Here is a 24,612-nt window from a genome sequence, read left to right as displayed (position 1 = left end):
GTCGGGATCTTACCGGGGCGATACCCGGATCAGCCGGCGCAGCTCCTCCGGCGTGACGGCGGCCATGGGGGCGGCCGGTCCGTCGAGGTAGGCGGCCAGACATTCCAGCAGGTAGCGGCATTCGGGGAACTCAAGGTGCCCCGCAAGGTCCATGCCGCTGACGAGCAGCCGGCCTTTCCCGAGCCGGGCCTCCCACAGCAGGCCCAGGTTGTCCAGCCGGGTCACGCTGTCCAGCACCCGGACGACCGGCTCGATCGTGCGGGGCAGCCGGAAAGCCCGGCCGTGGGACTGGGTCCACCACTGCCAGTTTGAAGCGGTCCCGGTCGGATAGTCCTTGAGGGCCGGGTGTTCCGCCCGGATCAGCAGCCCCATCGTGCCTTCCTGCTCCGGGAAGGTGCCCACCGACCAGAAATCGGTGCTGAACTGGCAGCGCACCGACGCCGGGCATTCCGTGCCGTCGGCGGGCAGGTCGATCAGGGCACTGGCCCCCGCCTCGATCCGCCGCAGGTCTGCCTCGGTCAGGCGGCGCAGCACGGCGGGTGCGGCCTTGGCGCAGGGATAGCTCCACAGCGGATAGCGGCTGTTGAGGTCCCCGGCGGACAGTTCGAGCGTCAGGGCATGGGGACGCGCATCGCCGGGCATCTGCCACCGGATACGGCCCGCCTCCCGCAGGCCGCCCGCCGGCCATCCGGCCGGGGCGTCCAGCGTTCCCTGTCCGAGGATGGTCCGGCCTTCGGCAATCCGCCAGCAGAGCGGCCCCGCCAGCGTCTGCCGGCCGTAATTGGCCACCCGCAGATCCGCCGTGAACCACTCGCCGGCCTCGTAGGTATAGCGGTCAAAGCAGGCCAGCAGCACCACCGGCGCAAAGAAGGCCGCAAACCGCTCCGGTCTGGCAAAGTCGGCGGGTTTGGGGGTGAGGTGCGCGTCCATCATGCCGACGAGCGCCGTCCCCTGCCCCGGAAAATCCTGCAAGCCGAGCAGCGAGAGCCCGCTCATTCCGGGTGTGCGCAGCACGGCCTCGACCTCCTCGCGGTAGCACCGCAGCGCCAGCTCCCCGCTGGCCTGCACGCCCGCCTGCCAGTATGCCGCCGCCCCGGTCTGTTCGGCACGGCGGCGGATGGCCCGAAGATTTTCCGGGATGGTGATGCCCCGGAACCGGTCAATCTGGTCAAAATCCGGCCAGCTCTCGTACTGGCCCACCTCAAAGCCGAACACCGGCACCCCGCCGGTTTGGGCGGCGGCCTCCCGGTAATTCTGCCGGGTGCCGGGCCGGCACCGGTTCAGATGCCCGATCATCGGGGAGCTTGTGGCGCGGAGCATCCGGTCCCCATACGCCGCCGCGGTGTAGAAGTCGCTGACGCCGTCATATCCCTGTTCCCCGTACTGGCCGTTGGAGGACCCGGCATACCGTCTGGTGGGGTCCAGCTGCCGGGCCAGCCGGACCAGCTCTGCCATCCGGCGGTGTCCCTCCTCGCCGGTGCAGAGTTCGTTGCCCAGCGTGAGCATGACAAAGGAGGGGTGGTTGGCGTAGCAGAAGAGGATCTGCCGCAGTTCCGCCTCATAATATGCGGCGCTGTGCGGGGTTTCCAGCGCGTTGGTGCAGTTCCAGTCGGACAGTTCGGGCTGGAGCAGCATTCCCAGTTCATCAGCCGCCGCAAAGGCCGCCTCGGGCGGGCACCAGGAATGGAACCGCAGACAGTTGACCCCGTAGGCCCGGTAGCGACCCAGAACCTCCCGCCAGGCCCCGGTCGTCATGGGCGGGTGGCCAGTCTCGGGAAAGACGCAGCAGTTGGCCTCCCCGCGCAGCAGAAACACCCGGCCGTTGAGGGTGAGCCGTCCCCCGTCCGCCCCGAAGGTCCGCAGGCCGAAGTCCGCCCGGGCGCGGGACACCGTCCTGCCGTCCAGCACGAGCGACGCCGTGATCTGCGTCAGGGCGCCGCAGGCTTCCTCCCACAGCGGGGCCTCGGGGGCAACCGGCAGATCCCGGCACCAGAGGGTGCAAAGCCCCTGCCGCAGCGATTCCGGCTGCCAGTCCCGCCGGAGCAGGCAGAACGGCCGGGCCAGGGCGGGGCCTTCCAGCACCAGTTCGCCGTCGCCGACCGCGTCCAGCGCCTGCCGGGGCACCGCCAGATCCACCGCCGCATCCAGCGTCCGGCCGTGGGGATAGACCCGCACCGACCGCACCCAGAAGTCCGCAACGCTGTGCACGCACAGCCGACCCAGAAGGCCGTTCCAGTTGGTCTGGGTCTCGTCGGTCGCCGCCGAGGCATGGACAATCTCCTCCCGCGGCCAGCCCGGATACCGGTTGTCCGAGAGCAGGCAGAGCCGCACCCGGCGCCCCGCCCAGCGGGTCAGCTCAAACAGGTAGGGGGTGCTCAGCGTCCCCTGCAGGGTGGGGACCGGCTGCCCGTCCACCGTAAGCCGGAGCTGCCGGGCGCGCTCGGCTTCCAGGATCAGCCGCCGGCCGGGGTGGTCGGGCAGCGTCACCTCTCTTGAAAAGACCGCCTCGCCCTCCCACCGGAACCGGCGGGTCAGCCGGCTTTCCAGGGCCGGGGTTTCGGGTTCGCCGAGGCCGTTTTCCTCCAGCGTGCCGGGCAGATGCACCGTGGCCGGCGCCCCGTCGCCCAGCCGCACTTCCCAGAGGCCCGAAAGATCCATCGTTGTCTGCATCGTCATTCTCCCCCACTGTACGGTTTTGGTTTTATTGTACCGTGGCGGTGCGCCGCCGCCAATGGCAAATCCTGAAAAAAGATGGACAATCTTGCTTTGTCCGCGGCAAAAAAAGAACCAACGGAAGGTTCCGTTGGTCAGGTTTCCTCGTCCCCGGGCGGGTCGGACCGGCCGAGGCCGTTCTGGTAGCTGCGCGGCGAGACCCCCATCACCTTCTTGAAGGCCCGCGAGAAATAGTAGGGGTCCCGGTAGCCGAGCTGCCGGGCGACCTCGTAGACATACTCCCCGCCGGAACGCAGCATCCGGCAGGCCTGCTTCATCTTGAGGCGGGTGAAGAAGTCCATCGGCGCATGGCCGGTGCACTGCCGGAACACCGCGCTGAGGGTGCTCGGGGAGGTGCCCATCGCGGCGGAGAGTTCCGCCAGCGTGAGTTCCCGGTCCAGGTGGCGGTACATATACCGCACGGCCCGGGTGACCTGCCGGTTCTGCCGGGCCGTGGTGCCGTCCTCCTGCCGGCGGGCGTAGGTTTCGCCCAGGATGAGCGCCAGCAGCTGGGAGAGGTAGATGAAATTGCCCAGCGTATAGTCCTGTTCCAGCGTGCGGAACAGCTGGTTGAAGAGGAATTCCATCCGGCGGACCGTCCCGGCCGACGAAAACCGGCAGACCTGCGGCCGGTCCAGCGGGTAATAGCCGCAGTCCTCGCCCTGGAAATGCACCCAGAGCAGGCTCCAGGGGTCCTCCTCGTCGGCCCAGTAGCGGTGCGGGCAGAGGCGGGGGATGCACAGCGCCTCGTTGTCCCGCAGCGGGAAGGTCCGGCCCTGCACCTCCACGACGCCGCGGCCGCTGGTACAGCACAAGAAGATGTATTCCTCAATGCCCTCGCTGCGCTCGCGGTAATGGTGGGCGGCATGGGGAAAGAAGCCGGCGTCCGTCAGATACAGACGGCGCACCAGCGGATGCCCGATATAGTCCGAGAAGGCTTCGGTGGGCAGGACGATGTAGGTCTCCCCCGCAAAGCCGTCGGGTTTTCGTTCAATCTGCAGTTCCATACGCACAGTATAGCGCCGCCGTGCAAGATTGTCCATCATTTTTGAGAATAAGCCATTTTTCCCGCCGGCCGTCCGCGGTACAATGGGAGCATCGGGGCGCGGCGGAAAGCCCGCCCTGCCAGGAAAGAGGGTTGCTGATGATGAACCACGCCGCAAAAATCTGGGAGGAGACCGTTCTTCTTCCGACCTATCCAGCCGCCGAGCCGGAAAAATATCCGCTTTTCATTGAAAAACGCGCCTACCAGGGCAGCACCGGCAAGGTCTATCCGCTGCCGGTGACCGAGAAGGTGTCGGATGTCTGCCGGGAGGTCGCCTACCATGCCGTCTGGCTGGAAAACGAGTATCTGCGCGTCATGGTCCTGCCCGAACTGGGCGGACGGATTCACCGCGCCCTCGACAAGACCAACGGCTATGATTTTGTCTATTACAACCACGTCGTCAAACCGGCGCTGGTGGGGCTGACCGGGCCATGGATTTCGGGCGGGATTGAATTCAACTGGCCGCAGCATCACCGCCCGACCACCTTCTCGCCGGTGGACTACCGCGTGGCCGAGCACGACGACGGCTCGGTGACCGTCTATGTCGGCGAGACCGACAAGATGTACGGCACCAAGGGGATGGCCGCAATCAGCCTGTACCCCGGCAAGGCGTATCTGGAAATCCGGGGCCGGCTGTACAATCCCACCGACCTGCCGCAGACCTTCCTGTGGTGGGCCAACCCCGCGGTGCCGGTCAACGATCACACCTACTCGGTCTTTCCGCCCGACGTGAACGCCGTCATGGACCACGGCAGGCGCGCGGTCTCGACCTTCCCGATTGCGACCGGCGAATACTACAAGTGCGACTACTCGGCGGGGGTGGACATCTCGCGCTACAAGAACGTGCCGGTCCCGACCTCCTACATGGCGGCCCACTCGGACTTTGACTTTGTGGGCAACTACGACGAATCCCGCCAGGCCGGGCTGCTTCATGTGGCGGACCACCATGTGGCGCCGGGCAAAAAACAGTGGACCTGGGGCAACGGCGATTTCGGCCGCGCCTGGGACCGCAACCTGACCGACGCGGACGGGCCGTACATTGAACTGATGACCGGCGTGTTCACCGACAATCAGCCGGATTTTTCCTGGCTCAAGCCCCAGGAGGAAAAGACCTTTGTCCAGTATTTCCTGCCCTACAAGGGGGTGGGCCGGGTGGGCAACGCCACCCGGGATGCCGCCGTGGGTCTGCAGCTTCTTCCCGACGGCCGCGGCGAGGTGCGGGTCTATGTCACCGGGGAACAGCCCGGCGCCGTGATCCGGGTGCAGCGCGGCGGGGACTGCCTGTATGAGGCGCGCGCCGACCTCTCGCCGCAGGGCTGGTTCGGGGCAGACTTTGCCGCGGACGGCACGCTGCACGACTGCGAGGTCACGGTGGAGGCCGGGGACCGCACCCTGGTGCGCTACCGGATGTATGAGCCGGAACTGCGGCCCATCCCCGCCCCCGCCGAGCCGCTCGGCGCGCCGGAGGAGCTGCGCACCACCGAGGAACTGTATCTGGCGGCGACCCATCTCGAACAGTACCGCCATGCCACCCGCGACCCGGCCGACTATTACCGGGAAGGGCTGCGCCGCGACCCCACCGACCTGCGGCTGAACGACGGCTACGGGCTGCTGCTCTTCCGCCAGGGACAGATCCGGCAGAGCATCGCCTGTTTTGAAAAGGCCGTTCAGAAACAGACCTGGAAGAACCCCAACCCCTACCAGGGCGCGTGCTTTTTCCATCTGGGGCTGGCGCTGGAGGCGGACGGCCAGCACCGCAAAGCCTACGACGCCTTCTACAAATCCACCTGGAGCGCCGAGACCCAGAGTGCCGGGTTCTACTGGCTGGCCTGTCTGGAAGCGCAGCGCGGCAATTTGGAGCAGGCGCTGGAGTTTGTCGGGCTGTCGCTGGTCCGCAACTGGCACAACATGAACGGCCGCTGCCTGAAAGCCGCGCTGCTGCGGCATCTGGGGCGGGACAACACCGCCCTGCTTGCCGAGAGTCTGGCCATTGACCCGCTGCAGATGGGCTGCCTGTACGAGGAATCCCGCCGGACCGGAACGCCGGAGGTCTGGCGCACCGTCATGCGGCAGGAGGCGCACAACTACCTGGACCTGGCGCTGCACTATGCCAAGGCCGGGCTGCTGGAGGAGGCGGTGGAGATCCTGCAGGCCTGCCCCGAACAGAGCCCGATGCCGTCCTACTACGAGGGGTATCTGCACGGGCTGGCCGGGGACGAGGCGGCGGCCCGCGCCTGCTGTCTGCGCGCCGAACACCTGCCGGCGCCCCGGTGCTATCCCAACCGGGTGGAGGAGATCGCGATTCTGGAATACGCGATCCGTCTGCTCGGCCGGGCGCCCCGGGCCCATGCCCTGCTGGGCTGCCTGCTGTACGACAAGAAGCAGGCGGACGCCGCGATAGCGCACTGGGAAGCGTCGGTGCAGCAGGACCCCGGCCAGGCGCTGGTACACCGCAACCTGGCGATTGCGCGCTACAACAAACAGGGCGACGCCGACGCCGCCCTGCGGGAGATGGAGCAGGCCCGCCGGCTGGACCCCGGCTATCCGCGCCTGCTGCTGGAATACGACCAGCTGGCCGCCCGGCTGGGCCGTTCCAACGCCGCCCGGCTGCAGCTGCTGGAGGAGAACCTCGCGCTCGTGGAGCAGCGGGACGACCTGATGCTGCGGTATGTCACGCTGCTGAACTGTGAGGGCCGCTGTGAGGAGGCGCTGCAGATTCTGCTCACCCGCCGGTTCCACCCCTGGGAGGGCGGCGAGGGCAAGGTCAGCGCCCAGTACCGGTATGCGCTGATCCGTCTGGCCAAGGACTGCCTGAACCGCGGCGAGAATGACCGGGCCGTGCAGCTGCTGGAGCAGAGCAAGACCTACCCCGATACCCTGGGCGAGGGCAAACTGCCCAACGTCCCGGACAACGAGGCGGATTACTGGCAGGGCGTCGCGCTGCGGGCGATGGGCCGCGAACCCGAGGCGGCCGCCGCCTTCCTGCGCGCCGCCTCCGGTCCGCAGGAGCCCGGCCGGGTGCTCTACTACAACGACCAGCCGTCGGATTTCATCTATTATCAGGGACTTGCCCAGCGTGCGATGGGCAACGAAGCCGCCGCCCGCAAGGCCTTCCACAAGCTGCTGACCTACGGGGAAACCCACCTGTTCGATGCGGTGGCCTACGATTTCTTTGCGGTCTCGCTGCCCGAGATCGAGGTCTTTGCCGATGACATTGCGCTGCGCAACCGCCAGTACTGCAACTATCTGCGGGCGCTGGGCTGCGCCGGTCTGGGCCGGACCTCCGAGGCGGCGGAACTCTTTGCCGGGATTCTCGAACTTCAGCCCGACGACCAGGGCGCGCTGCGTCACGCCTGATCGTCCTGCGGGAAAAAGTGCAGCGCGTATCCGTCCAGGGTGAGAATCAGCGTGGGGCGGCTGCTCCCGTCGGCATAGCGGGTCAGGGCCGTGACGGCCATCCCCTCGGTCTGTCCGACCGTGACGGTGTAGACCGCGGACCCGGCGTCGCTCTGCTCAAGCCGGTAGCTTCCCGCATACTGCCGGTCGTTGGTCCCGTCGGTCAGCGTGAGCACCCCGTCCGACGCCGTGCAGACCAGCGTGAGCCGCTCGGCCGTGTCGGGGGCGCCCGGTTCGCCGGGTGCACAGGCGATGATCGCCCCGTTGTCCGCCGTGCTCTGGACGGTGGTCATCTGCCAGGCCTCCTCCTCGATGGCCGGCACCGCGTCGCTGCCGCACCCCGTCAGGAGCAGCAGGCAGAGCAGGATTGCCGCTCGTTTCATCGCGTTCTCCTTTCTATTTTTTCCGGGTCTTCCACAGTCCCGCCACCGCCGCCAGGCCCGCGCCCGCCGTCAGCAGCAGGGGCAGCCACGGTCCCGACGGGCGGACGACCCAGATGCCGGTGGCCCTGTCGGCGCCGCCGATGACCGGCGCACCGGAAAGAAGCTGTGCCGGCAGCTACCGGATCAGGCCCGCGGCGAGCATCACGGCCCCCCACAGGGCCAGGATTCCCACCGCCGCAAAGAAGGCCCGCCAGCGCCTGCGGCTGCGTTCCTCCCGCTCGGCCAGCTGCCGGTTGAGCGCTTCCAGCTCGGCGGCCAGGTCCCGGCCCTGTTCCGGCTCCTCCTCGCCGAGAAGATCATTCACCGTCGTGTCCAGCGCCCCGGCGATGCGGACAAGCATCCCGGCATCGGGCACCGACAATCCGGTTTCCCAGCGGGACACGGCCTGGCGGGTCACATATACTTTTGCGGCCAGTTCTTCCTGCGATAACCCTTTGGCGGTACGCAGCTGCAAAATAACTTGCCTAGTTTCCATGGCATTGCCTCCTTTATCTTTTATCCGTAGGATAGCATAGCGGGCTGCGTTTGCCAAGCAACGGGAAGTTGCATTTTGGACTTTGGGCAATACCGCATAATTCTAAGTGCCGATACGGCGAGCGAGGTGCGGCAGATGCTAAGCCAAAAGCGTAGATAATACTGGATGCTGCAAAGGTGAGCGCCGCCAGTGGCGGAAACAGCGAACCGAAGCAGGGGCAGCGGTCGCAGAGTGCGAGGGGCTTTTGCCCCCGAAGCACGATGCGGGTACCGCAACCCGACATTATCGAGCATTTTGGCAACGCAGATGCCGTGCCGCAGCTGCCGGAGCGGTGCTTAAGCCGCAAGGCGGGAATTGTGCGGTGTTGCCTTTGCTTTTTCAGGACGATTCAACCCAGCATGGCACCCAGGGCGTCCAGCGCCGTGCGCAGGGCGGGGGCGGCGGGCTGGCCCGGTGCGCTGGAAACACCTGCCGTGGCAAAGCCTGCACAGCTGCCAAACGCTGCGCCGCAGATGCGGCTGACCATCCCCTGCTGGCCCATGGACATGGTGATGAGCGGGGTATCGTTCCCTGTGGCTTGGGCTGCCTGGGCGGTGGCTTCCAGCAGGCGGGCGGTATCCGCAGGGGTATGGGGCATTACGGCCAGCTTGGCGATATCTGCCCCGCGGCGGACCATATCAGTCAGGGTGTTGACCATCGTTTCGGTGGGCGGAGTCTCGGCAAAGTTATGGCTGCTGAACACGGTTTTTACGCCGCTTTCCCGCGCCTGCTGCTGGATGGCAACAATGACCGCCGGAGCCGTGCTGGCTTCGACATCCAGCAGATCCGCCAGGCCACTGTGGCAGATAGCAGTGCCGAGTTCGCCGTATGCGGCATCGGTGAGATCAGCCAGACCGCCCTCTTTTTTGGTTCGGATGGTGGCCAGTAGAGGAACGTCCTGCCCAATGGCGGCACGGGCGGCGCACAGCACGTTTTGCACGTTAGGAGCATCCAATATCGAAAGAGCATCCAAACGCAGCTCTACCACGTCCCCAGCCGCCCCAGCGGCGGCAGCGTTGGAAAGGTCGTTGGCCATAACGGATACCAGGATCTTAAAGTTGGTCGGGGCAGCATCCCGCGGGGGCAGCAGCGTTACGCCGCGCACAGTAATGGCAGGCATGGGGGTTCCTCCTTCAATGTTCCACGGGCAGCGGGCAATGCCGCTGCAAAATACACCAGTATTGTAGCACAAGGCGGCGGCTGGCACAAGAAAAAGCCCCCGCGCACAGCACGGGGCTTTGGCAGCCGCCGGGGGCGTACATTGTTCCCGGCGTGGGTCAGTATTATAATAAAAACTTTATCAGAAAGCAGCGTACTTATAACGATGCGGAACAAACGGAATGACCAACATTATACCTATTCCACAAAAATACGATTTTACTGTTTTACAAGCGCATAAAGCAAGGAGAGCTTTAGGGCAATACCGCATAATTCTAAGTGCCGATACGGCGAGCGAGGTGCGGCAGAGGCCGTGCCGCAGCCGCCGGAGCGGTGCTTAAGCCGTAAGGCGGGAATTGTGCGGTGTTGCCTTAGAATGAAAGCGCAGCATGCTGCCCGCTTCGGGATCTATCTGTCAGGATGGTCCTGTTGGCGCTGGGCATTGACAGGCTGGGGGCATCGGCCATTGTATCGGTACCATGCACCGTCAGCCAGGGGACCGGACGGGATTTTGCCAACCTGACCTTGATCGTATACCACATTCCGGTTGCGGCACAGTTCGTGATCAAGGGGCCGGGCGGCTGATTGACCTGCTACAAATCGTGGTCAGCATTGTGTTCACCCGGTTTATGGCGTTGTTCCAGCACACCATTACCTGCCAGAGCGTCCTTTTGCCTGCCCGCAACACGGAACAAAGCGAGAAATGGCGCACTGTGGGGGTTGGACAGCTTTTGTCCGATCGTTTCCTGTAATCTCTCCAGCGTTTTTATCTGTACAAAAAGAGCAGCGTTTCTTCTGCCGCATGGCAAAAACGCTGCTCTTTTTCAAATGCTGATTTTGCGCTGGATCTTACAGTTCGATCTTGCCGAACATATCAAAATCATCCCCATCATGGATGCGCGCGGTGCGGGCCGGGGCCTGCGGGCGGGCGTTGGGATCACGCGGGGCGCTGGCAAATTCGCGCTCCGGCACGCTGGACGGGCGGCCATAGCCGCGGCCGCCATTGCGGCTGCCACCGCGGTTATCACGCGGGGGACGGCTGCTGCTGCCGCGGTAACCACCGCCGCGGCGGTTATCGTTGCGGGGACCGCGATTGCCGTTAAAGCTGCGGCCATTGCGATTGCCGCGGTTGGGGCCGCTGCGGCGGCCGCGCGGTGCATCACGATCCGGCAGGTTGCTGGCGTTGGGGTCGGTGGAATAAATCACCACGCGGCGGTCGGGGCCTTCGCCCTTGCTCTCGCTGCGTACGCCCTCGATCTCAGCCACAGCGGTATGGATGATGTGGCGCTCGTAGGGGTTCATCGGCTCCATCTCGTAATAGCAGCCGGTGCGGATCACACGGTTGGCAATGCGCACAGCCAAGGCCGTCAGGTCGTCTTCGCGCTTATTGCGGTAGCCGCCCACATCAATGCCCAGCTTGACGTAAGGGCCTTCCATCCGGTTGACCACCAGGCTTGCCAGATAGGAAAGGCTCTCCATCGTTTCGCCGCGGCGGCCAATGAGTGCGCCCAGGTGGGCACCCTCAACATGCAGAATGGTAGCTTCTCCCTTTTTGCCTGCGGTAAAGGTGAACTCCTCCACGCCCATCAGGTGGAAGATGGGGGTCAGGTAATCCACCGCAGCCTGCAGGCGGGGGTCAGCGGCAATATCCAGCGGGGTCTCGGCTTCCGCCGGGGCAGCATCCTCTGCCGCGGGTTGTTCGGCCACTTCTTCTGCCGGGGCGGGTTCGGGTTCAGCGGCAGCCACCGGGGCAGCAGGCGTGGTTTCCGGCTCGGTATCGGCAGTTTCCACGGTAACTTTTACTTTTGCAGGGGTCACTTTCAGGCCCAGGAAGCCGGTTTTCTGCGGCATTTCCAGGATCTCATAGCTCACACCCAGGTCGTCACGGTCAACGCTGAGCGCTTCGCAGCCCAGCTGAATGGCTTCTTCCACCGTTTTGGCGGTTGCAACATATTCACGCATGATTACTACCTCCTTCTTTATAGGGCGGTCTTACTTCTTCTTTTTGCCTTTCTGGGCCTTCTGGGCTTCCATCTCGGCGCGCTGCTCGTCCGTCAGGGGGACGGTACGGTCATTGGCGTACTTTTCGGCATCCAGCTTGCGGGCGTATTCAAGGCGCATCTGGTCCAGCTGACGCTTGTTGACGTTCTTTTCGACCTTTTTGCCGCCTTCTTCGACGGTAACGGTCTTGATCTCTTTCTTGGCGGCGCGCTTGGCGGCAACTTCGGCTTCGTACTGAGCCTTGAACTTTTCGGGGTTATACACCTTGTAGGTCAGCACGGTCTGCAGCATCATGAAGATGTTGGAGGTGCCGTAGTACAGGGAGAAGCCGACAGGCATCTGGAAGCACATGAAGACGAACATGATGTTCATGCCCCACATCATGACCTTCATGCTGCCCTGCATCTGGGCCTGCTGGCCGGACATCTTGGTGCTGAGCACCTGGGAGATGCACATGGTAACCGCAGCGATGATGGGGAAGATCATGATCAGGCTGAAGCTGAAGCCGGTGATGGTGCACATATCCATGCCAAGGAAACTGGTGTTAAAGTTGGCAATGGAGCTGAGCTGCTCGGTAGTCAGGCCGGTATCCACACCACTGGCAAGGCCGGCGTGGATTGCTTCGATCAGGCCGGTCTGGGCCGCTGCGCCGTTGGCAGCAATGCCAAGTGCGGTGCAGGCGGCGCTGATGGCGTCCTTGGGGATGCCGAGAATGTACTGCACAGGGCGGTAAACAACCTCCACCATGCCGAACAGGACCAGCATATTGACAAGCATCGGCAGGCAGCCTGCAGTGGGGGAGTAGCCATACTCCTGCTGGAGCTTGACCATTTCCTCCTGCATTTTTTCCTGGTTGTTCTTGTACTTCTGCTGGATTTCATTGACCATCGGTGTAAACACCGACATCTTGGCCATGGACTTCTGCTGTTTGATCATCAGCGGAAGCATGAGCAGTTTGATGATCACGGTGAAAACAATCATCGTGACGGCGAAGTTCGGGATCATCTGATACAGCATACGCATCAGCGGTCCCAGGATCATTGCGAGGAATCCCATATTCTATCCTTCCGCCCTGCCCGCACGCAGGGCATTTATTTTATAAAGAAGGTCTTCGCCGTGCGGTGAGAAGACATGAGAGGCGAGAGTAATAGAGAATAATTAAGAAAGAATAATGAATCATGGTGGTTGGCACCTGCGGTGCCTTTATTTTGGAATATTAGGGATAAGGTCATCCTAAAAGTTCTGCTGCGGGTTTTGGCTCGGCAGAACCCTAATTTTTTGAGCTGCGCCGTTCCGGCGCAGCGGTCCACCAACATTATTCTCTATTCTTTATTCTTTTTTAATTTAGTTTAATTTAGTTTAATTCAGCCTTATCGCTTTTCTCTGAACAGCTTCCGCTCTGGGTTCATCCAGCGCCCCTTTTCCGGCACGGGGTCATAGCCGTACTTGCCAAAGGGGTTGCAGCGCAGAATGCGCCACAGGCCCAGCAGCAGGCCTTTGGCCGGGCCATGCACCTGGATAGCCTGGATCATATACTGGCTGCAGGTTGGGGTAAACCGGCAGTTATGCCCCAGCAGCGGACTAATGACCTTCTGGTAGCCGCGCACCAGGGCAATCAGCACCCGGCTGATCACTCCGGTGCACCGTTCGGCTGCGGTTTGGCCGCTGGCTGCTGCGGCACCGCGGCAGCTTTATCCGGCAGGCCGGCTTTGCGCATCAGGCCCGCCAGTGTTTTGCTCAGTTGGGTGCTTTTCAGGTAGGGCGTGCGGGCACGCGCTACTAAGATTATATCATATCCGCCGATATTTTGCGAGAGGTGTTCCGAAAGTGCTGCGCGCATAATGCGCCGCGCACGGTTGCGCTGCACGGCATGGCCCACCTTTTTAGTGGCGGTCAGTCCGATGCGGGTATAGCCCAGCCGGTTTTTGGCCACATACAGCACCAGATTGGGGTGAACATAGCTTTTGCCGCGGGCATAAATGCGGGAAAATTCCTTATTTTTGGTCAGGGTTCGATAGCGCATGGCGGGGTTCCTCCGGCATGGTAGGATTGTATGGCCTGCACGGCTTAATACGTGCAGGGAGTGAGAATGGATGGTGCACCGGAACTGTTATAGGCCAAGGCAAAACGCCGAAAAAACGGGTTTGCCTTTGTGAAAATGCTCCAAATTTTGGCTTTTTTCCAGTACATCCTAGCAAAAAAGGCCGCTGACAAGAAATCAGCAGCCTTTGTTTGCATGTGTTTGCGAAACCTGTGCCTGAAAAATCAGACGGTCAGGTTCTTGCGGCCCTTAGCACGGCGGCGGGCCAGCACCTTACGGCCGTTCTTAGAAGCCATGCGCTTCAAAAAGCCATGAACGCGGCTGCGCTGACGCTTCTTCGGCTGGAAAGTCTGCTTCATTTCGTATTCCCTCCTTCAAAGTTTCCCCAATACTGGGCATTTTTTGGCGATTTACGCTTGGCAAATGCCCGTAGATACAGGGGCAGCCTTGCAGACTTTGATTATAGCGCAAGGACGGCAAGTTTGTCAATAGCAAACCGCGAAAAAATCCACGCGGCGATCCAATATCAGGCGCGAAGGATTGGATTTTGCGCTCTGCGCGGGCGGGCCCAGCGGACAAATAGATGCAAACGAGCCCGCTGTGAGGTGTGGATTTGGTGGAATGTTGGTTCAAAACCTGCATTTTTTGCCATATTTTCAACTTTTATTGCCCATATCGTGGAAAATTGTACCCTATTATAATTGTATTGGGGGTAAATTTATGCTATACTATATCTGTATCTCTGTGTCTAAAAATCGGCAGAGCGGGCTTTCGGGCCTGCTTTCCGCGGGTTGACACAGCGGTTTTGGCGGACCGGGAAAGGCAACATCTTCCCCGCAGCTGCCGGCTGCTGCATGCTCCGCCCGCCTGCCCAAGAATTTTAGGCCGTGCAGCAATACCCTGCCGGATGCAGCCGGAATTTTGTGGAACGATGCGGCGCTCTTACTTTATAATGGGGGGCGGCTTGTGTTTTGTTTGCAAAAATTGGGCGGCAGCCTGCGGGGCGGCAGTGCATTGCCTTGACTAACACAAAAGTGGGGAGTATCCATGGATTCATTCAACGACGTACTGGACGCGGCCAAAGCCTATTGCCGCGAACATACTGCCGACGCGACGTACCAGTATTACATCAGCGGGCTGAAAGCGGTCAGCTTTGAAAATTCCAACTGCATCACGCTGGAAGTCCGCAATGATTTTATCTGTAAGATCGTGTCTGACCGTTATACGGGTCTGCTGAAGGATGCGTTTAAGGCTGTACTTGGCTTTGATGTTGAGGTCAAGTTCACTGTGCCGCAGCCTGAACCAGAGGCTGCCAAAGAAAAACGCCCAATGGATGAAGCCAGCCTGCCCTCGGGCCGGTATGATTTCACCTTTGAAAACTTCATCCGCGGCCCGTCCAACCAATTTGCCTTTGCGGCGGCGCAGGCGGTTGCGGCAAACCCGTCCGGCGCTTACAATCCGCTGTTCATTTACGGACCGTCCGGTCTGGGCAAAACGCATCTGCTGAACGCGATTCAGATCGAGATCCACAAAAACCATCCGGACTACAATATCGTCTATGTGGACTGCGAAAAGTTTACCAACGAGATCATCACCGCGGTCAAAATGGCAACGACCGAACAGTTCCGCCAGAAATACCGCGAAGCCGATGTGTTGCTGATCGACGATATCCAGTTTTTGGCGGGCAAGGAATCAACGCAGGAAGAGTTTTTCCATACTTTTAATACGCTGCATAATGCCGGCAAGCAGATCGTGCTGGCATCCGACCGGCCGGCCAAGGAGATCAAGAGCCTGGAAGAGCGTCTGCGCACCCGGTTCGAGTGGGGCCTGACGGCGGATATCCAGCCGCCTGATTTCGAAACCCGTGTGGCGATCGTCAAGCGCAAGGCCGAATTGCTGAATCTGGATCTGCCTGATGACGTTGCGGAATACATCGCCAACCATCTGAAGCAGAACATCCGCCAGCTGGAGGGCGCAGTGAAAAAGCTGAACGCCTACTATATGTTGGAGGGTATTGCCCCCTGCATCGGCGTGACGACGACCGCCATCAAGGATACACTGAATGATACCCAGCCCATCCCCGTTACGATTGAAAAGATCATCAACGAAGTGGCGCGCACCTATAATGTGATACCCTCCGACATCCGCGGGAAAAAGCGCAGCGCCAATGTGAGTGCCGCCCGCCAGATGTCGATGTATATCATCCGCGAGATCACCGGTATGAGCATGGAAGCCATCGGTTCCGAATTCCAGCGTGACCATTCCACCGTTGTGTACTCCATTAATACGATGGAGAAGAACATCGGCAAGGACCGCCACCTGAAGGAGACCGTGGACGACATCATGAAGAACATCCGTGCCTGATGCATGCTGCAGGTTGACAATGAAACGCCCGGCGTTCTGCATGTTTATACATGAATATGCAGAACATGCCATGCTTTTTCCGGGTTTTCAAAACGGATATTCCGGGTTCCGACAGCAGTTTTAGACTTTCAACATTTTCAACTGATTTTTCAACAATTAACATGGATTTTCCACAGAGCAGGTTGAAAGGTCAGGTTTTCCACATTTTAGATTTTTCTTTCCACGAGGTTTTGCGGAAAGCCAGGTCCTCAAAAATTGCTTCGGAATCGGAGGTTTCAGGCTTTTCCACAGATTCAACGTAGCCTACTACTATGACTATCAAAGTATCTAGTTTACCCTGACATTTTACGTGTTCTGCACCGTCAGGCCCATCAGCAAATAAGGATTATACAAAACGGATATTTCAGATTTCTGAACTGTCTGCCAGGCTACGACGCTTCACGGTTTTCTGTAAGTTTAGTGATTATATACGAGGTGACAACATTGAAGTTTGAATGTGACAAGTCGCTGCTGTCTGCTGCGATCGACGGCGTTTCCCGCGCCATCACCAACCGCGCGGCGATCCCCGTGCTGGAGGGCATTTACCTGAAAGCCGAAGGGTTCCAGCTGACGCTGACCGGCTACGATATGGAAATGGGCATCACCACCAACATTGAGTGCAATGTTCAGGTACCCGGCGAGACGGTTTTGGAAGCAAAGCTGTTTGGCTCCATGGTCAGCCGTATGCCGTCCGGCACCGTATCGGTGGAGCTGAATAACGAAGGTATGGCAATTATTTCTGGCGGCGTGGCAGAGTTTGAGATCCCCGCCATGAACGCGAGCGATTACCCCAGCCTGCCCAACACGGCAGCCGAAAATACCATGACCATTCCGACTTCGATGATGCGCGAGCTGATCGAAAAGACCATCTATGCGGTCGCTGTGGAAGATAAGAAGCCCGCACACACCGGTGAATTGTTCGTGATCGAGCCGGGCCGCCTGACGGTTGTGGCTCTGGACGGTTACCGCCTGGCCATCATTAAGCGGGATGTGGAATGCACCCGCGATATCCGCATTATCATTCCGGCAAAAACGCTGCAGGAGCTGCTGAAAATCATCGGCGGGCCGGACGAACCGGTCAAAATTGATGCAAACCGCCGCTATGTGGTGTTCACTACCAACGGCTACACCATCATGAGCCGGTTGATCGAGGGCGAGTTCCTGAATTATGAGAGCGTGATTCCCAAAGAGAGCCGCACCAAGGTTGTGATCGACTGCAAGAGCTTTATTGATACGCTGGAACGTGCTTCTTTGATTATTACCGATCGTTTGAAGAACCCGCTGCGCATCAATTTTGCACCGGATAAAGTAACTGTGCGCTGCCAGACCCCGCTGGGCAAGGTGGTGGATGAGTTTACGCCGGAAAGCATGGAAGGCGATTCCATGGAAATCGGGTTCAACAACCGCTACCTGCTGGATGCGCTGCGCTATTCCAAGTGCGAAAAGCTGCGCCTGGAGATCAACGGCCCCTTGAGCCCGGTAAAGGTCCTGCCGGTGGAGGGCGAAGACTTTATTTACCTGGTGCTGCCGGTACGCTTTAAGAATGAAGGCTGATACGATGGAAAAAGTACGAATCCACACGGAATTTATCAAATTGGATGCTCTGCTGAAATTTGCCGGCCTGTGTGAAACGGGCGGCGAAGCCAAGGAGCTGATCCAGGGCGGAGAAGTGAAGCTGAACGGGGAACCCTGCACCATGCGCGGTAAAAAATGCGTGCCGGGCGATGTGGTGGAGCTGGAAGGCCGCCAGGTTCAGATCGCGGAGGGCTGCTGATGCGGCTGAACCGCCTTGCAGTGACGGATTATCGCAATTTATCCGCCGCTGTTTTGGAACCCGCCCCGCAGTTGACGGTTCTGTGCGGGGCAAACGGGCAGGGCAAAACCAACCTGTTGGAAGCCGTCTGGCTGCTGACCGGGGGCAAAAGCTTCCGTGGGGCAAAGGACGCCGAGCTGATCCGGCGCGGCGCTGACTTTGCCGTGCTGGAGGCCGCATTTGAAGCGGGAGACCGCCCCCAGGAAATACGGTTGACCGTTGGCGCTAAAGGAACCCAGCGCCCCGGCCGGACGGTACGTCTGAACGGAGCCGACCGCGGAAGAGCTGCTTCGATCGCAGGAACTTTTACGGCGGTGGCGTTTGACCCCAACCATCTGAGCCTGGTCAAAGGCGGGCCGGAAGGGCGGCGGCATTTCCTGGATGCCGCGCTCTGCCAGCTGTACCCCGGCTACCTGGCGGCGGAACGGCGGTATTTACGCGTGGTAGCGCAGAAAAATGCGTTGCTGAAAGCGTATGACATCACCCCCGGCGGGGATGTTCTGCTGGAAACCTACAACGAAGCGCTTGTGACCTATGGCTGCGAAGTCATGCGGCGGCGTGCGGGGTATCTGGACCAGCTGGCCCCGGCGGCAGCGGCGAACTACCGTGATATTTCCAGCGGGGCAGAAAAGTTGGAGATCCAATACTGCCCCTGCTGCGATCCGGGCAGCCCGGAAGCGCTGGCGGCCAAGCTGCGCGAGGTGAAAAACACCGAGCTGCGGGCAGGCTTTTGCCTGACGGGGCCCCACCGCGAGGACCTGGAAATTTTAATTGACGGCCAGTCGGGAAAAATTTATGGCAGCCAGGGCCAGCAGCGCAGTGCGGTGCTGAGCATGAAGCTGGCGGAAGCCAGCGTGGCGGGCGAGGTGCTGGGCGAACATCCGGTGATGCTGCTGGATGATGTGCTCAGTGAATTGGATGACGCACGCCAGACGTATCTATTGACCCGCATTGAGGACAAGCAGACATTTGTGACCACCTGCGATTCCGCCGCCTTTGCCCGGACCAACGGCAAGCTGGTCTTTGTGGACCACGGAACCGTGCGGGAGGGTTGAGGTTTTGCTTTACGGGGGATTTTGTTCCCTTTTTTGAAAAAAAGGGAACCGGAAAAAACTTTTAATCATCTTTATCATAATAGAAAACTAAAAGTAAAACGCAGTCTTAAAATAAGCACTGATGAATGCAAAGCTCAAAATGAAAACATTGCAAAAATTGACGCGATGCGGAAATAAAATTTCTGAATTTTGAGACGACCAAAGGGCGGCGCAGAGTGCCATCCCATTCCTGAACCGTGATCCCCAAAAGACAAACCCGGCAGTTTGTTCTGTCTCCAATTCCTAATTGCTAATTTCTCATTACTAATTATCATGTATCTTCACTTAGGTCAGGATTTTATCGTAAATACGCGGGACGTCATCGGGGTGTTTGACCTGGATACCGCAACCGATGCGGGCCAGAAGGCAAAGATCACCGATGAATTCCTGCGGCATGCCCAGCAGGAAGGGGCTGTTGTGGATGTGAGCGGCAGTATGCCAAAAAGCTTTGTCCTGACAGATTTCCCCGATGATACGGTTTATATTACCCAGATATCCACCGCCGCCATCCGCAACCGCGCGGCAAAGTTTGATATGGGGCAGTAAAACTGCAGAAAAACGTTAGGCGGACAAAAAAGCGTCTATAATTTTTACAGATACAAAATGCACCCCAGATATACCAAAGGGCAGGTTTTACCCTGATAACGGCAGAAATGCCGGTTTAAGCTTTTGAAAAAAAGCTGCCGAAATCCCCGCACCTCGTAAGAAATGGGAGGAAAGTTCATGTCAGAAGAAATCATCACCGAAACCAACCGCGAAACGGCGACCGACCATGAGTACGGCGGCGCGCAGATCCAGGTCCTGGAAGGGCTGGAAGCTGTGCGCAAGCGCCCCGGCATGTATATCGGTTCCACAGGCCCTTCCGGTCTGCATCATCTGGTTTATGAAATCGTGGATAACTCCATCGATGAAGCTCTGGCCGGGTATTGCACCCATATTGAAGTGACCATCAAGCCGGGCAATATCATTGAAGTCAGTGATAACGGCCGCGGTATCCCGGTGGATATCCAGCCCAAACTGGGCATCCCGGCTGTCACGGTTGTGTATACCGTGTTGCATGCCGGCGGCAAGTTTGGCGGCGAGGATTCCGGCTACAAAGTGGCTGGCGGTCTGCACGGCGTCGGCGCCAGCGTTGTAAACGCGCTGAGCGAATGGCTGGTTGTGCATGTGCGCCGTGACGGCGCTGAGTACGAGCAGAGTTTCAAGCGCGGAAAACCGGATGGAGACCTGAAAAAGATCGGTGTGGCGGCATCTACGGGTACCACCGTTACTTTTAAGCCAGACCCGGAAATGTTCACCGAAACCACCGAATACGATTATGAGATCCTGCTCAAGCGCCTGCGGGAAGAAAGCTTCCTGAACGCCGGTGTGCGCATTACCCTGACGGATGAGCGCCCCGAAAGCATTGAGAAAAACGACGGTGTACCGCCGCAGGAATCCATGTGCTATGAGGGCGGCGTGCGCAGCTTTGTGCAGTATCTGCATGAAAAGCGCGACCTGACCCCGCTGCACCCGCAGGTCATCTATATGAAAGGCGAAGCCAACGGCGCTGTGGCCGAAGTTGCGTTGCAGTACTGCGACAGCTACAACGAGCTGATTCTTTCTTTTGCCAACAACGTGCACACCCCGGAGGGCGGCACCCACGAGGAAGGCCTGAAAACCGCGCTGACCCGCGTGTTTAACGAATTTGGCCGTGCCAAGGGCTACCTGAAGGAAAAGGATGAAAACTGGCAGGGCAGCGATGTGCGCGAAGGCATGATCGCCGTTGTTTCCGTCAAGCTGCAGGAAGCGCAGTTTGAGGGCCAGACCAAAGCCAAGCTGGGCAACACCTACATCAAGACGCTGGTTTCCAACATTGTGTACAACAAGCTCAGCGAATTTTTGGAAGAAAACCCTGCTGTTGCCAAGGCTGTGTTTGAAAAGGTGACCCAGGCAGCCCGCGCCCGTGCCGCAGCCAAAAAGGCCCGCGACCTGGTGCGCCGCAAGAGTGCGCTGGAAAGCAACCGTATGCCGGGCAAACTGGCAGACTGCCACGAGAATGACCCCGCCAAGACCGAAATCTTCATCGTCGAGGGTGACTCTGCTGGCGGCTCTGCCAAGCAGGGGCGTGATTCCAACATCCAGGCAATCCTGCCGCTGTGGGGCAAGATGCTGAACGTGGAAAAAGCCCGTGCCGACCGCATTTACGGCAACGACAAGCTGATGCCGGTTGTGACGGCACTGGGCACGGGAATTGGCGATGAATTTGACATCAACAAGGTGCGGTACCACAAGATCTTTATCATGGCTGATGCTGATGTTGACGGCTCCCACATCTGCACCCTGATGCTGACCTTCTTCTTCCGTTACATGCGGCCGCTGATTGAACACGGGTATGTGTATGTGGCACAGCCGCCGCTGTTCAAGCTGCAAAAGGGCAGCACCGTCAAGTATGCGTACAACGAAGACGAAATGAAGCAGCTTTCGGCTGAGATGCCGGGCGCCAAGGTGAACCGCTACAAAGGCCTTGGTGAGATGAACCCCGACCAGCTGTGGGAAACCACCATGAACCCTGATAACCGCGTGATCGTGCAGATCAAGATCGAAGATGCCGAGCGCGCCGACGAGGCGTTCAGCATCCTGATGGGCGAGCAGGTGGAACCCCGCAAGGAGTTCATTGAGCGCAACGCCAAGTATGCACGTCTGGACGTTTGATTCGCGGCTTTTTTGGAGGCTTTTTTGAAAAAAAGCCTGGCAAAAAACTTTAATCATTTGGGTTAAAGAAAAGGCGGCAGGGGAGAGGGAGCAAAAAGCCCGCAGGTTTTGGAACGGTCAAGACCGTTCCCTACGGGGCAGGGCGAATGGCGGCCCCTGTAGGGGCGCACATTGTGCGCCCGCTGCGTGTGGGCAATCTATTACCACCCCGGATTACGGTGAAAATTTCCGCTGCCGCCAGACGCTGATGAATTTTGTTTTTGATATTTTGATGATAGAGTGAAGATTTTCGGTGAAGCTTTTGCAAAAGGGCTTTGAAACAATCCGAAAGGTGAGTTGAATGGAAGAAAATGTTATCATGGTGCCCGGTTCGGGCACGAAGGTCATTGTGCGCGATGTCAAGCAGGAGATCGAAACGGCATTTTTGGATTATTCCATGTCCGTTATCGTATCCCGTGCCTTGCCGGATGTGCGCGATGGCCTGAAGCCCGTACACCGCCGCATCCTGTACACGATGCACGAGCGCGGCAACGACCCCAGCCACCCGTACCGCAAGTCTGCGGATACGGTTGGTGCTGTGCTGGGTGCTTACCACCCCCACGGCGACGCCAGTGTGTATGACGCGATGGTGCGTCTGGCACAGGATTTCAGCCTGCGTTATCCGCTGGTTGACGGCCAGGGCAACTTTGGTTCCGTGGATGGCGACCCCCCGGCTGCTTACCGTTATACCGAAGCCCGCATGTCCAAAATTGCATGCGAAATGCTGACGGATATTGATAAGGATACCATTGACTGGGACCCGAACTTTGACGAAACCAAGAAGGAACCCCACATGCTGCCCAGCCGGTTCCCCAACCTGCTGGTCAACGGCAGCCAGGGCATTGCGGTCGGCATGGCCACCAACATCCCGCCGCACAATCTGCGCGAAGTCGTCAGCGGCATGATTGCCCTGATTGATGACCCGGAAATTGATCTGGCGGGCCTGATGGAGCACATCAAGGGACCCGATTTCCCCACCGGCGGCGTGATTATGGGACGCAGCGGCATCCGTGCGGCATATGCCACAGGCCGCGGCAAGATCACCCTGCGTGGCCGTGCCGAGATCGTGGAGAAGAAGAACGGCCGGTATGAGATTGTGATCACCGAGATTCCCTACATGGTCAACAAGACCCGCCTGCTGGAATCCATCGGCGACCTGGTCAAAGATAAGCGCATTGAGGGCATCAGCGACCTGAACGACCTGTCCTCCAGCCGCACCGGCATGAAGATCCTGGTCGAGATCAAGAAGGACGCCAACCCGCAGGTAGTGCTGAACCAGCTCTACCGCTACACCCAGCTGCAGGACACCGTGGGTGTAATCATGCTGGCGCTGGATGACGGCGTGCCCAAGATCATGAGCCTGAAGACCATGATGCAGCGCTATCTGGACTTCCAGTTCCAGGTCATCCGCCGCCGCACGGCGTATGAGCTGAAAAAAGCCCAGGACCGCGAGCACATCCTGGAAGGTCTGCGCAAGGCTGTGGATATTGTGGATGAGATCATCGCCACCATCCGCGCCTGCAAGGGCGGCTTTGCAGAGGCAAAGGCGGCCATTATGGAACGTTTCGGCTTCGACGACCCGCAGGCCGATGCTATCGTAAAACTGCAGCTGGGACGTCTCGCAGGCCTGGAAATCCTCAAGATCGACGAGGAGTTGGGCCAGCTGCGCGCCAGCATTGAAAATTACAAGGATATCCTGTCCAACGACGCCCACACCATGGAGATCGTCAAGACCGACCTGACGGCTCTGGCCGACAAGTACGGTGATGACCGCCGCACCTCCATTGAGGCGGTTTCCGGCGAAGTGGACATTGAGGACCTGATCCCCGAAGAGACCTGCGTCTTTACCCTGACCCATGAAGGTTACATCAAGCGCACGGCGGTGGACACCTACAGTGCCCAGAACCGCGGCGGCCGCGGTGTGGCCGGCATGACCCAGAAAGACAATGACTTTACCGAGGAACTGTTTGTTGGCTCCACGCATGACTACATGCTGTTCATGACGGACAAGGGCCGTGTGTACCGCCTGAAAGGCTACCAGGTAGCCGAGGGCAGCCGCACCGCCAAGGGCAGCCACATTGCCAACCTGCTGCAGCTGCAGGAGGGCGAGAAAGTTACCATCATGATGCGCCAGCCCGCCAACATGGACGAGGATGCCAGCTACATCACGATGGTAACACGGCAGGGCCTGATCAAGCGTACGCCGCTTTCCCAGTTCCGCAATATCCGCAAGGGCGGCCTGAACGCCATTGCGCTGAACGAGGACGATGCCCTTGTCTGGTGCCACCTGACAGGCGGCGAGGACGAGCTGATCGTGGCCACTCATGATGGTGCCGCCATCCATTTCAGCGAGGCTGGAGCGCGCGCTATGGGCCGCACAGGCCATGGTGTGCGCGTCATCAAGCTGCGTGATGGTGACTATGTTGTGGGCGTGGGCGTCTGCCGCCCCGGCGCAACCGTGCTGACCGTCACCGAGGACGGCAAAGGCCGCCGCAGTCTGATTGATGACTACCGCATTACCAAGCGCGGTGGTCTGGGCATCCGCAACTACACCCGCGGCGGTGTGGCAGGCATCAAGATTGTGGATGACACCGATGACCTGATCCTCATCAGCCAGGACGGTATTCTGATCCGCATGCACGCCAATGACATCAACGTGCAGTCCCGCTATGGCAGCGGCGTGCGCGTGATGCGCCTGATTGGCGAGGACAAGGTAGCCGTGCTGGCCCGCGTGGACCGCGATGCCACCGCCGAAACAGCCAAGCCGGAGGATGATGGCGAGACTGACCCGACCCCTGAAGAACTGGAAGCCATTGCCGCAGCCGAAGCCGCCGAAGAGGCTGCTGAGGACGCCGCACCGGACACTGAGGGCGAGGACGAAGAATAATTGGAGTGACGAGGTTCCTTCTTTGAAAAGAAGAAACTTTAATACAGAATAAGATAAACAAAAAGGGCACAGCGCCGGGTGAAGAACCGGGGGCTGTGCCTTTTTATTGGGTTTATTTACAGGGAGAAAGCGAAGAGGAAGAGATAAGGCAATACCGCATAATTCTAAGTGCCGATACGGCGAGCGAGGTGCGGCAGCTGCTAAGCCAAAAGCGCAGATAATACTGGATGCTGCAAAGGTGAGCGCCGCCAGTGGCGGATGCAGCGAACCGAAGCAGGGGCAGCGGTCGCAGAGTGCGAGGGGCTTTTGTCCCCGATGTACGATGCGGGTACCGCAACCCGACATTATCGAGCATTTTGGCAACGCAGATGC

At 59.7% G+C, this 24,612-nt stretch carries 19 protein-coding genes; 9 read left to right on the top strand and 10 right to left on the bottom strand.

The window, feature by feature from the left end:
• Positions 1 to 9: 9 nt before the first annotated feature.
• Together C4885_RS03065 and C4885_RS03060 are read right to left on the bottom strand one after the other, a co-directional pair.
• Positions 10 to 2,670: a glycoside hydrolase family 2 TIM barrel-domain containing protein gene (locus C4885_RS03065; RefSeq protein WP_158538790.1), complete on the bottom strand. Its 2,661-nt coding sequence runs from the start codon at positions 2,668 to 2,670 to the stop codon at positions 10 to 12.
• A 137-nt stretch (positions 2,671 to 2,807) separates the two neighbouring features.
• Positions 2,808 to 3,719 (bottom strand): AraC family transcriptional regulator, encoded by a 912-nt coding sequence (locus C4885_RS03060; RefSeq protein ID WP_113998994.1) that lies wholly within the window; start codon positions 3,717 to 3,719, stop codon positions 2,808 to 2,810.
• Positions 3,720 to 3,856: 137 nt separating this feature from the next.
• Between C4885_RS03060 and C4885_RS03055 the strand changes: the two genes are divergently transcribed.
• Positions 3,857 to 7,114: a DUF5107 domain-containing protein gene (locus C4885_RS03055; RefSeq protein ID WP_242979461.1), complete on the top strand. Its 3,258-nt coding sequence runs from the start codon at positions 3,857 to 3,859 to the stop codon at positions 7,112 to 7,114.
• Here the strand turns inward: C4885_RS03055 and C4885_RS03050 are convergent.
• The 3 genes from C4885_RS03050 to aroD all read right to left on the bottom strand — a co-directional run bounded on the left by C4885_RS03050 (position 7,105) and on the right by aroD (position 9,230).
• Positions 7,105 to 7,536 (bottom strand): hypothetical protein, encoded by a 432-nt coding sequence (locus C4885_RS03050; protein ID WP_113998942.1) that lies wholly within the window; start codon positions 7,534 to 7,536, stop codon positions 7,105 to 7,107. The genes C4885_RS03055 and C4885_RS03050 overlap by 10 nt on opposite strands.
• Before the next feature lie 175 nt (positions 7,537 to 7,711).
• A complete protein-coding gene (locus C4885_RS03045; protein ID WP_113998941.1) occupies positions 7,712 to 8,071 on the bottom strand; it encodes a helix-turn-helix domain-containing protein in 360 nt (119 codons plus the stop codon).
• 388 nt (positions 8,072 to 8,459) lie between these two features.
• Positions 8,460 to 9,230: a type I 3-dehydroquinate dehydratase gene (gene aroD, locus C4885_RS03040; protein WP_113998940.1), complete on the bottom strand. Its 771-nt coding sequence runs from the start codon at positions 9,228 to 9,230 to the stop codon at positions 8,460 to 8,462.
• A gap of 458 nt (positions 9,231 to 9,688) precedes the next feature.
• On the opposite strand from aroD, the gene C4885_RS16385 reads away from it, so the two are divergent.
• Positions 9,689 to 9,853, top strand: coding sequence for a hypothetical protein (locus C4885_RS16385; RefSeq protein ID WP_158538789.1), 165 nt, complete (start codon positions 9,689 to 9,691; stop codon positions 9,851 to 9,853).
• A 264-nt stretch (positions 9,854 to 10,117) separates the two neighbouring features.
• On the opposite strand, the gene jag is transcribed toward C4885_RS16385, so the two are convergent.
• The 5 genes from jag to rpmH all read right to left on the bottom strand — a co-directional run bounded on the left by jag (position 10,118) and on the right by rpmH (position 13,669).
• Positions 10,118 to 11,230, bottom strand: coding sequence for an RNA-binding cell elongation regulator Jag/EloR (gene jag / locus C4885_RS03030; protein ID WP_242979460.1), 1,113 nt, complete (start codon positions 11,228 to 11,230; stop codon positions 10,118 to 10,120).
• A 30-nt stretch (positions 11,231 to 11,260) separates the two neighbouring features.
• Positions 11,261 to 12,325 carry a YidC/Oxa1 family membrane protein insertase gene (locus C4885_RS03025; RefSeq protein WP_113998937.1) on the bottom strand — a complete coding sequence of 355 codons (1,065 nt, stop codon included), beginning with the start codon at positions 12,323 to 12,325 and terminating at the stop codon, positions 11,261 to 11,263.
• A gap of 314 nt (positions 12,326 to 12,639) precedes the next feature.
• Positions 12,640 to 12,900 carry a membrane protein insertion efficiency factor YidD gene (gene yidD / locus C4885_RS03020; RefSeq protein ID WP_207657580.1) on the bottom strand — a complete coding sequence of 87 codons (261 nt, stop codon included), beginning with the start codon at positions 12,898 to 12,900 and terminating at the stop codon, positions 12,640 to 12,642.
• A complete protein-coding gene (gene rnpA / locus C4885_RS03015; protein ID WP_113998935.1) occupies positions 12,900 to 13,292 on the bottom strand; it encodes a ribonuclease P protein component in 393 nt (130 codons plus the stop codon). Before rnpA ends, yidD begins: the two co-directional genes overlap by 1 nt.
• 242 nt (positions 13,293 to 13,534) lie before the next feature.
• A complete protein-coding gene (gene rpmH, locus C4885_RS03010; protein WP_113998934.1) occupies positions 13,535 to 13,669 on the bottom strand; it encodes a 50S ribosomal protein L34 in 135 nt (44 codons plus the stop codon).
• A 688-nt stretch (positions 13,670 to 14,357) separates the two neighbouring features.
• Between rpmH and dnaA the strand changes: the two genes are divergently transcribed.
• The 7 genes from dnaA (at position 14,358) to gyrA (ending at position 24,240) form a co-directional block, all read left to right on the top strand.
• A complete protein-coding gene (dnaA, locus tag C4885_RS03005; RefSeq protein ID WP_113998933.1) occupies positions 14,358 to 15,674 on the top strand; it encodes a chromosomal replication initiator protein DnaA in 1,317 nt (438 codons plus the stop codon).
• Between the two features lie 483 nt (positions 15,675 to 16,157).
• Positions 16,158 to 17,267, top strand: a complete 1,110-nt coding sequence (dnaN, locus tag C4885_RS03000) for a DNA polymerase III subunit beta (protein ID WP_113998932.1) — start codon at positions 16,158 to 16,160, stop codon at positions 17,265 to 17,267.
• Positions 17,268 to 17,271: 4 nt separating this feature from the next.
• Complete coding sequence (locus tag C4885_RS02995; protein WP_113998992.1) at positions 17,272 to 17,487, top strand: RNA-binding S4 domain-containing protein; 216 nt, start codon at positions 17,272 to 17,274, stop codon at positions 17,485 to 17,487.
• Positions 17,487 to 18,581 (top strand): DNA replication/repair protein RecF, encoded by a 1,095-nt coding sequence (gene recF / locus C4885_RS02990; RefSeq protein ID WP_113998931.1) that lies wholly within the window; start codon positions 17,487 to 17,489, stop codon positions 18,579 to 18,581. Before C4885_RS02995 ends, recF begins: the two co-directional genes overlap by 1 nt.
• A 312-nt stretch (positions 18,582 to 18,893) precedes the next feature.
• Positions 18,894 to 19,166 carry an extracellular matrix regulator RemB gene (gene remB / locus C4885_RS02985; protein ID WP_113998930.1) on the top strand — a complete coding sequence of 91 codons (273 nt, stop codon included), beginning with the start codon at positions 18,894 to 18,896 and terminating at the stop codon, positions 19,164 to 19,166.
• Between the two features lie 177 nt (positions 19,167 to 19,343).
• Positions 19,344 to 21,314: a DNA topoisomerase (ATP-hydrolyzing) subunit B gene (gene gyrB / locus C4885_RS02980; protein ID WP_113998929.1), complete on the top strand. Its 1,971-nt coding sequence runs from the start codon at positions 19,344 to 19,346 to the stop codon at positions 21,312 to 21,314.
• Positions 21,315 to 21,654: 340 nt separating this feature from the next.
• The gene (gene gyrA, locus C4885_RS02975) at positions 21,655 to 24,240 is read left to right on the top strand and encodes a DNA gyrase subunit A (protein WP_113998928.1); all 2,586 of its coding nucleotides are present in this window, start codon (positions 21,655 to 21,657) and stop codon (positions 24,238 to 24,240) included.
• Positions 24,241 to 24,612: the final 372 nt, after the last annotated feature.

The sequence above is a fragment of the Subdoligranulum sp. APC924/74 genome (assembly GCF_003324125.1).
Lineage (GTDB): Bacteria > Bacillota > Clostridia > Oscillospirales > Ruminococcaceae > Gemmiger > Gemmiger qucibialis.
Note: the sequence above shows the minus strand (reverse complement) of the source record. Positions and strands in the feature narration are given on the sequence as shown.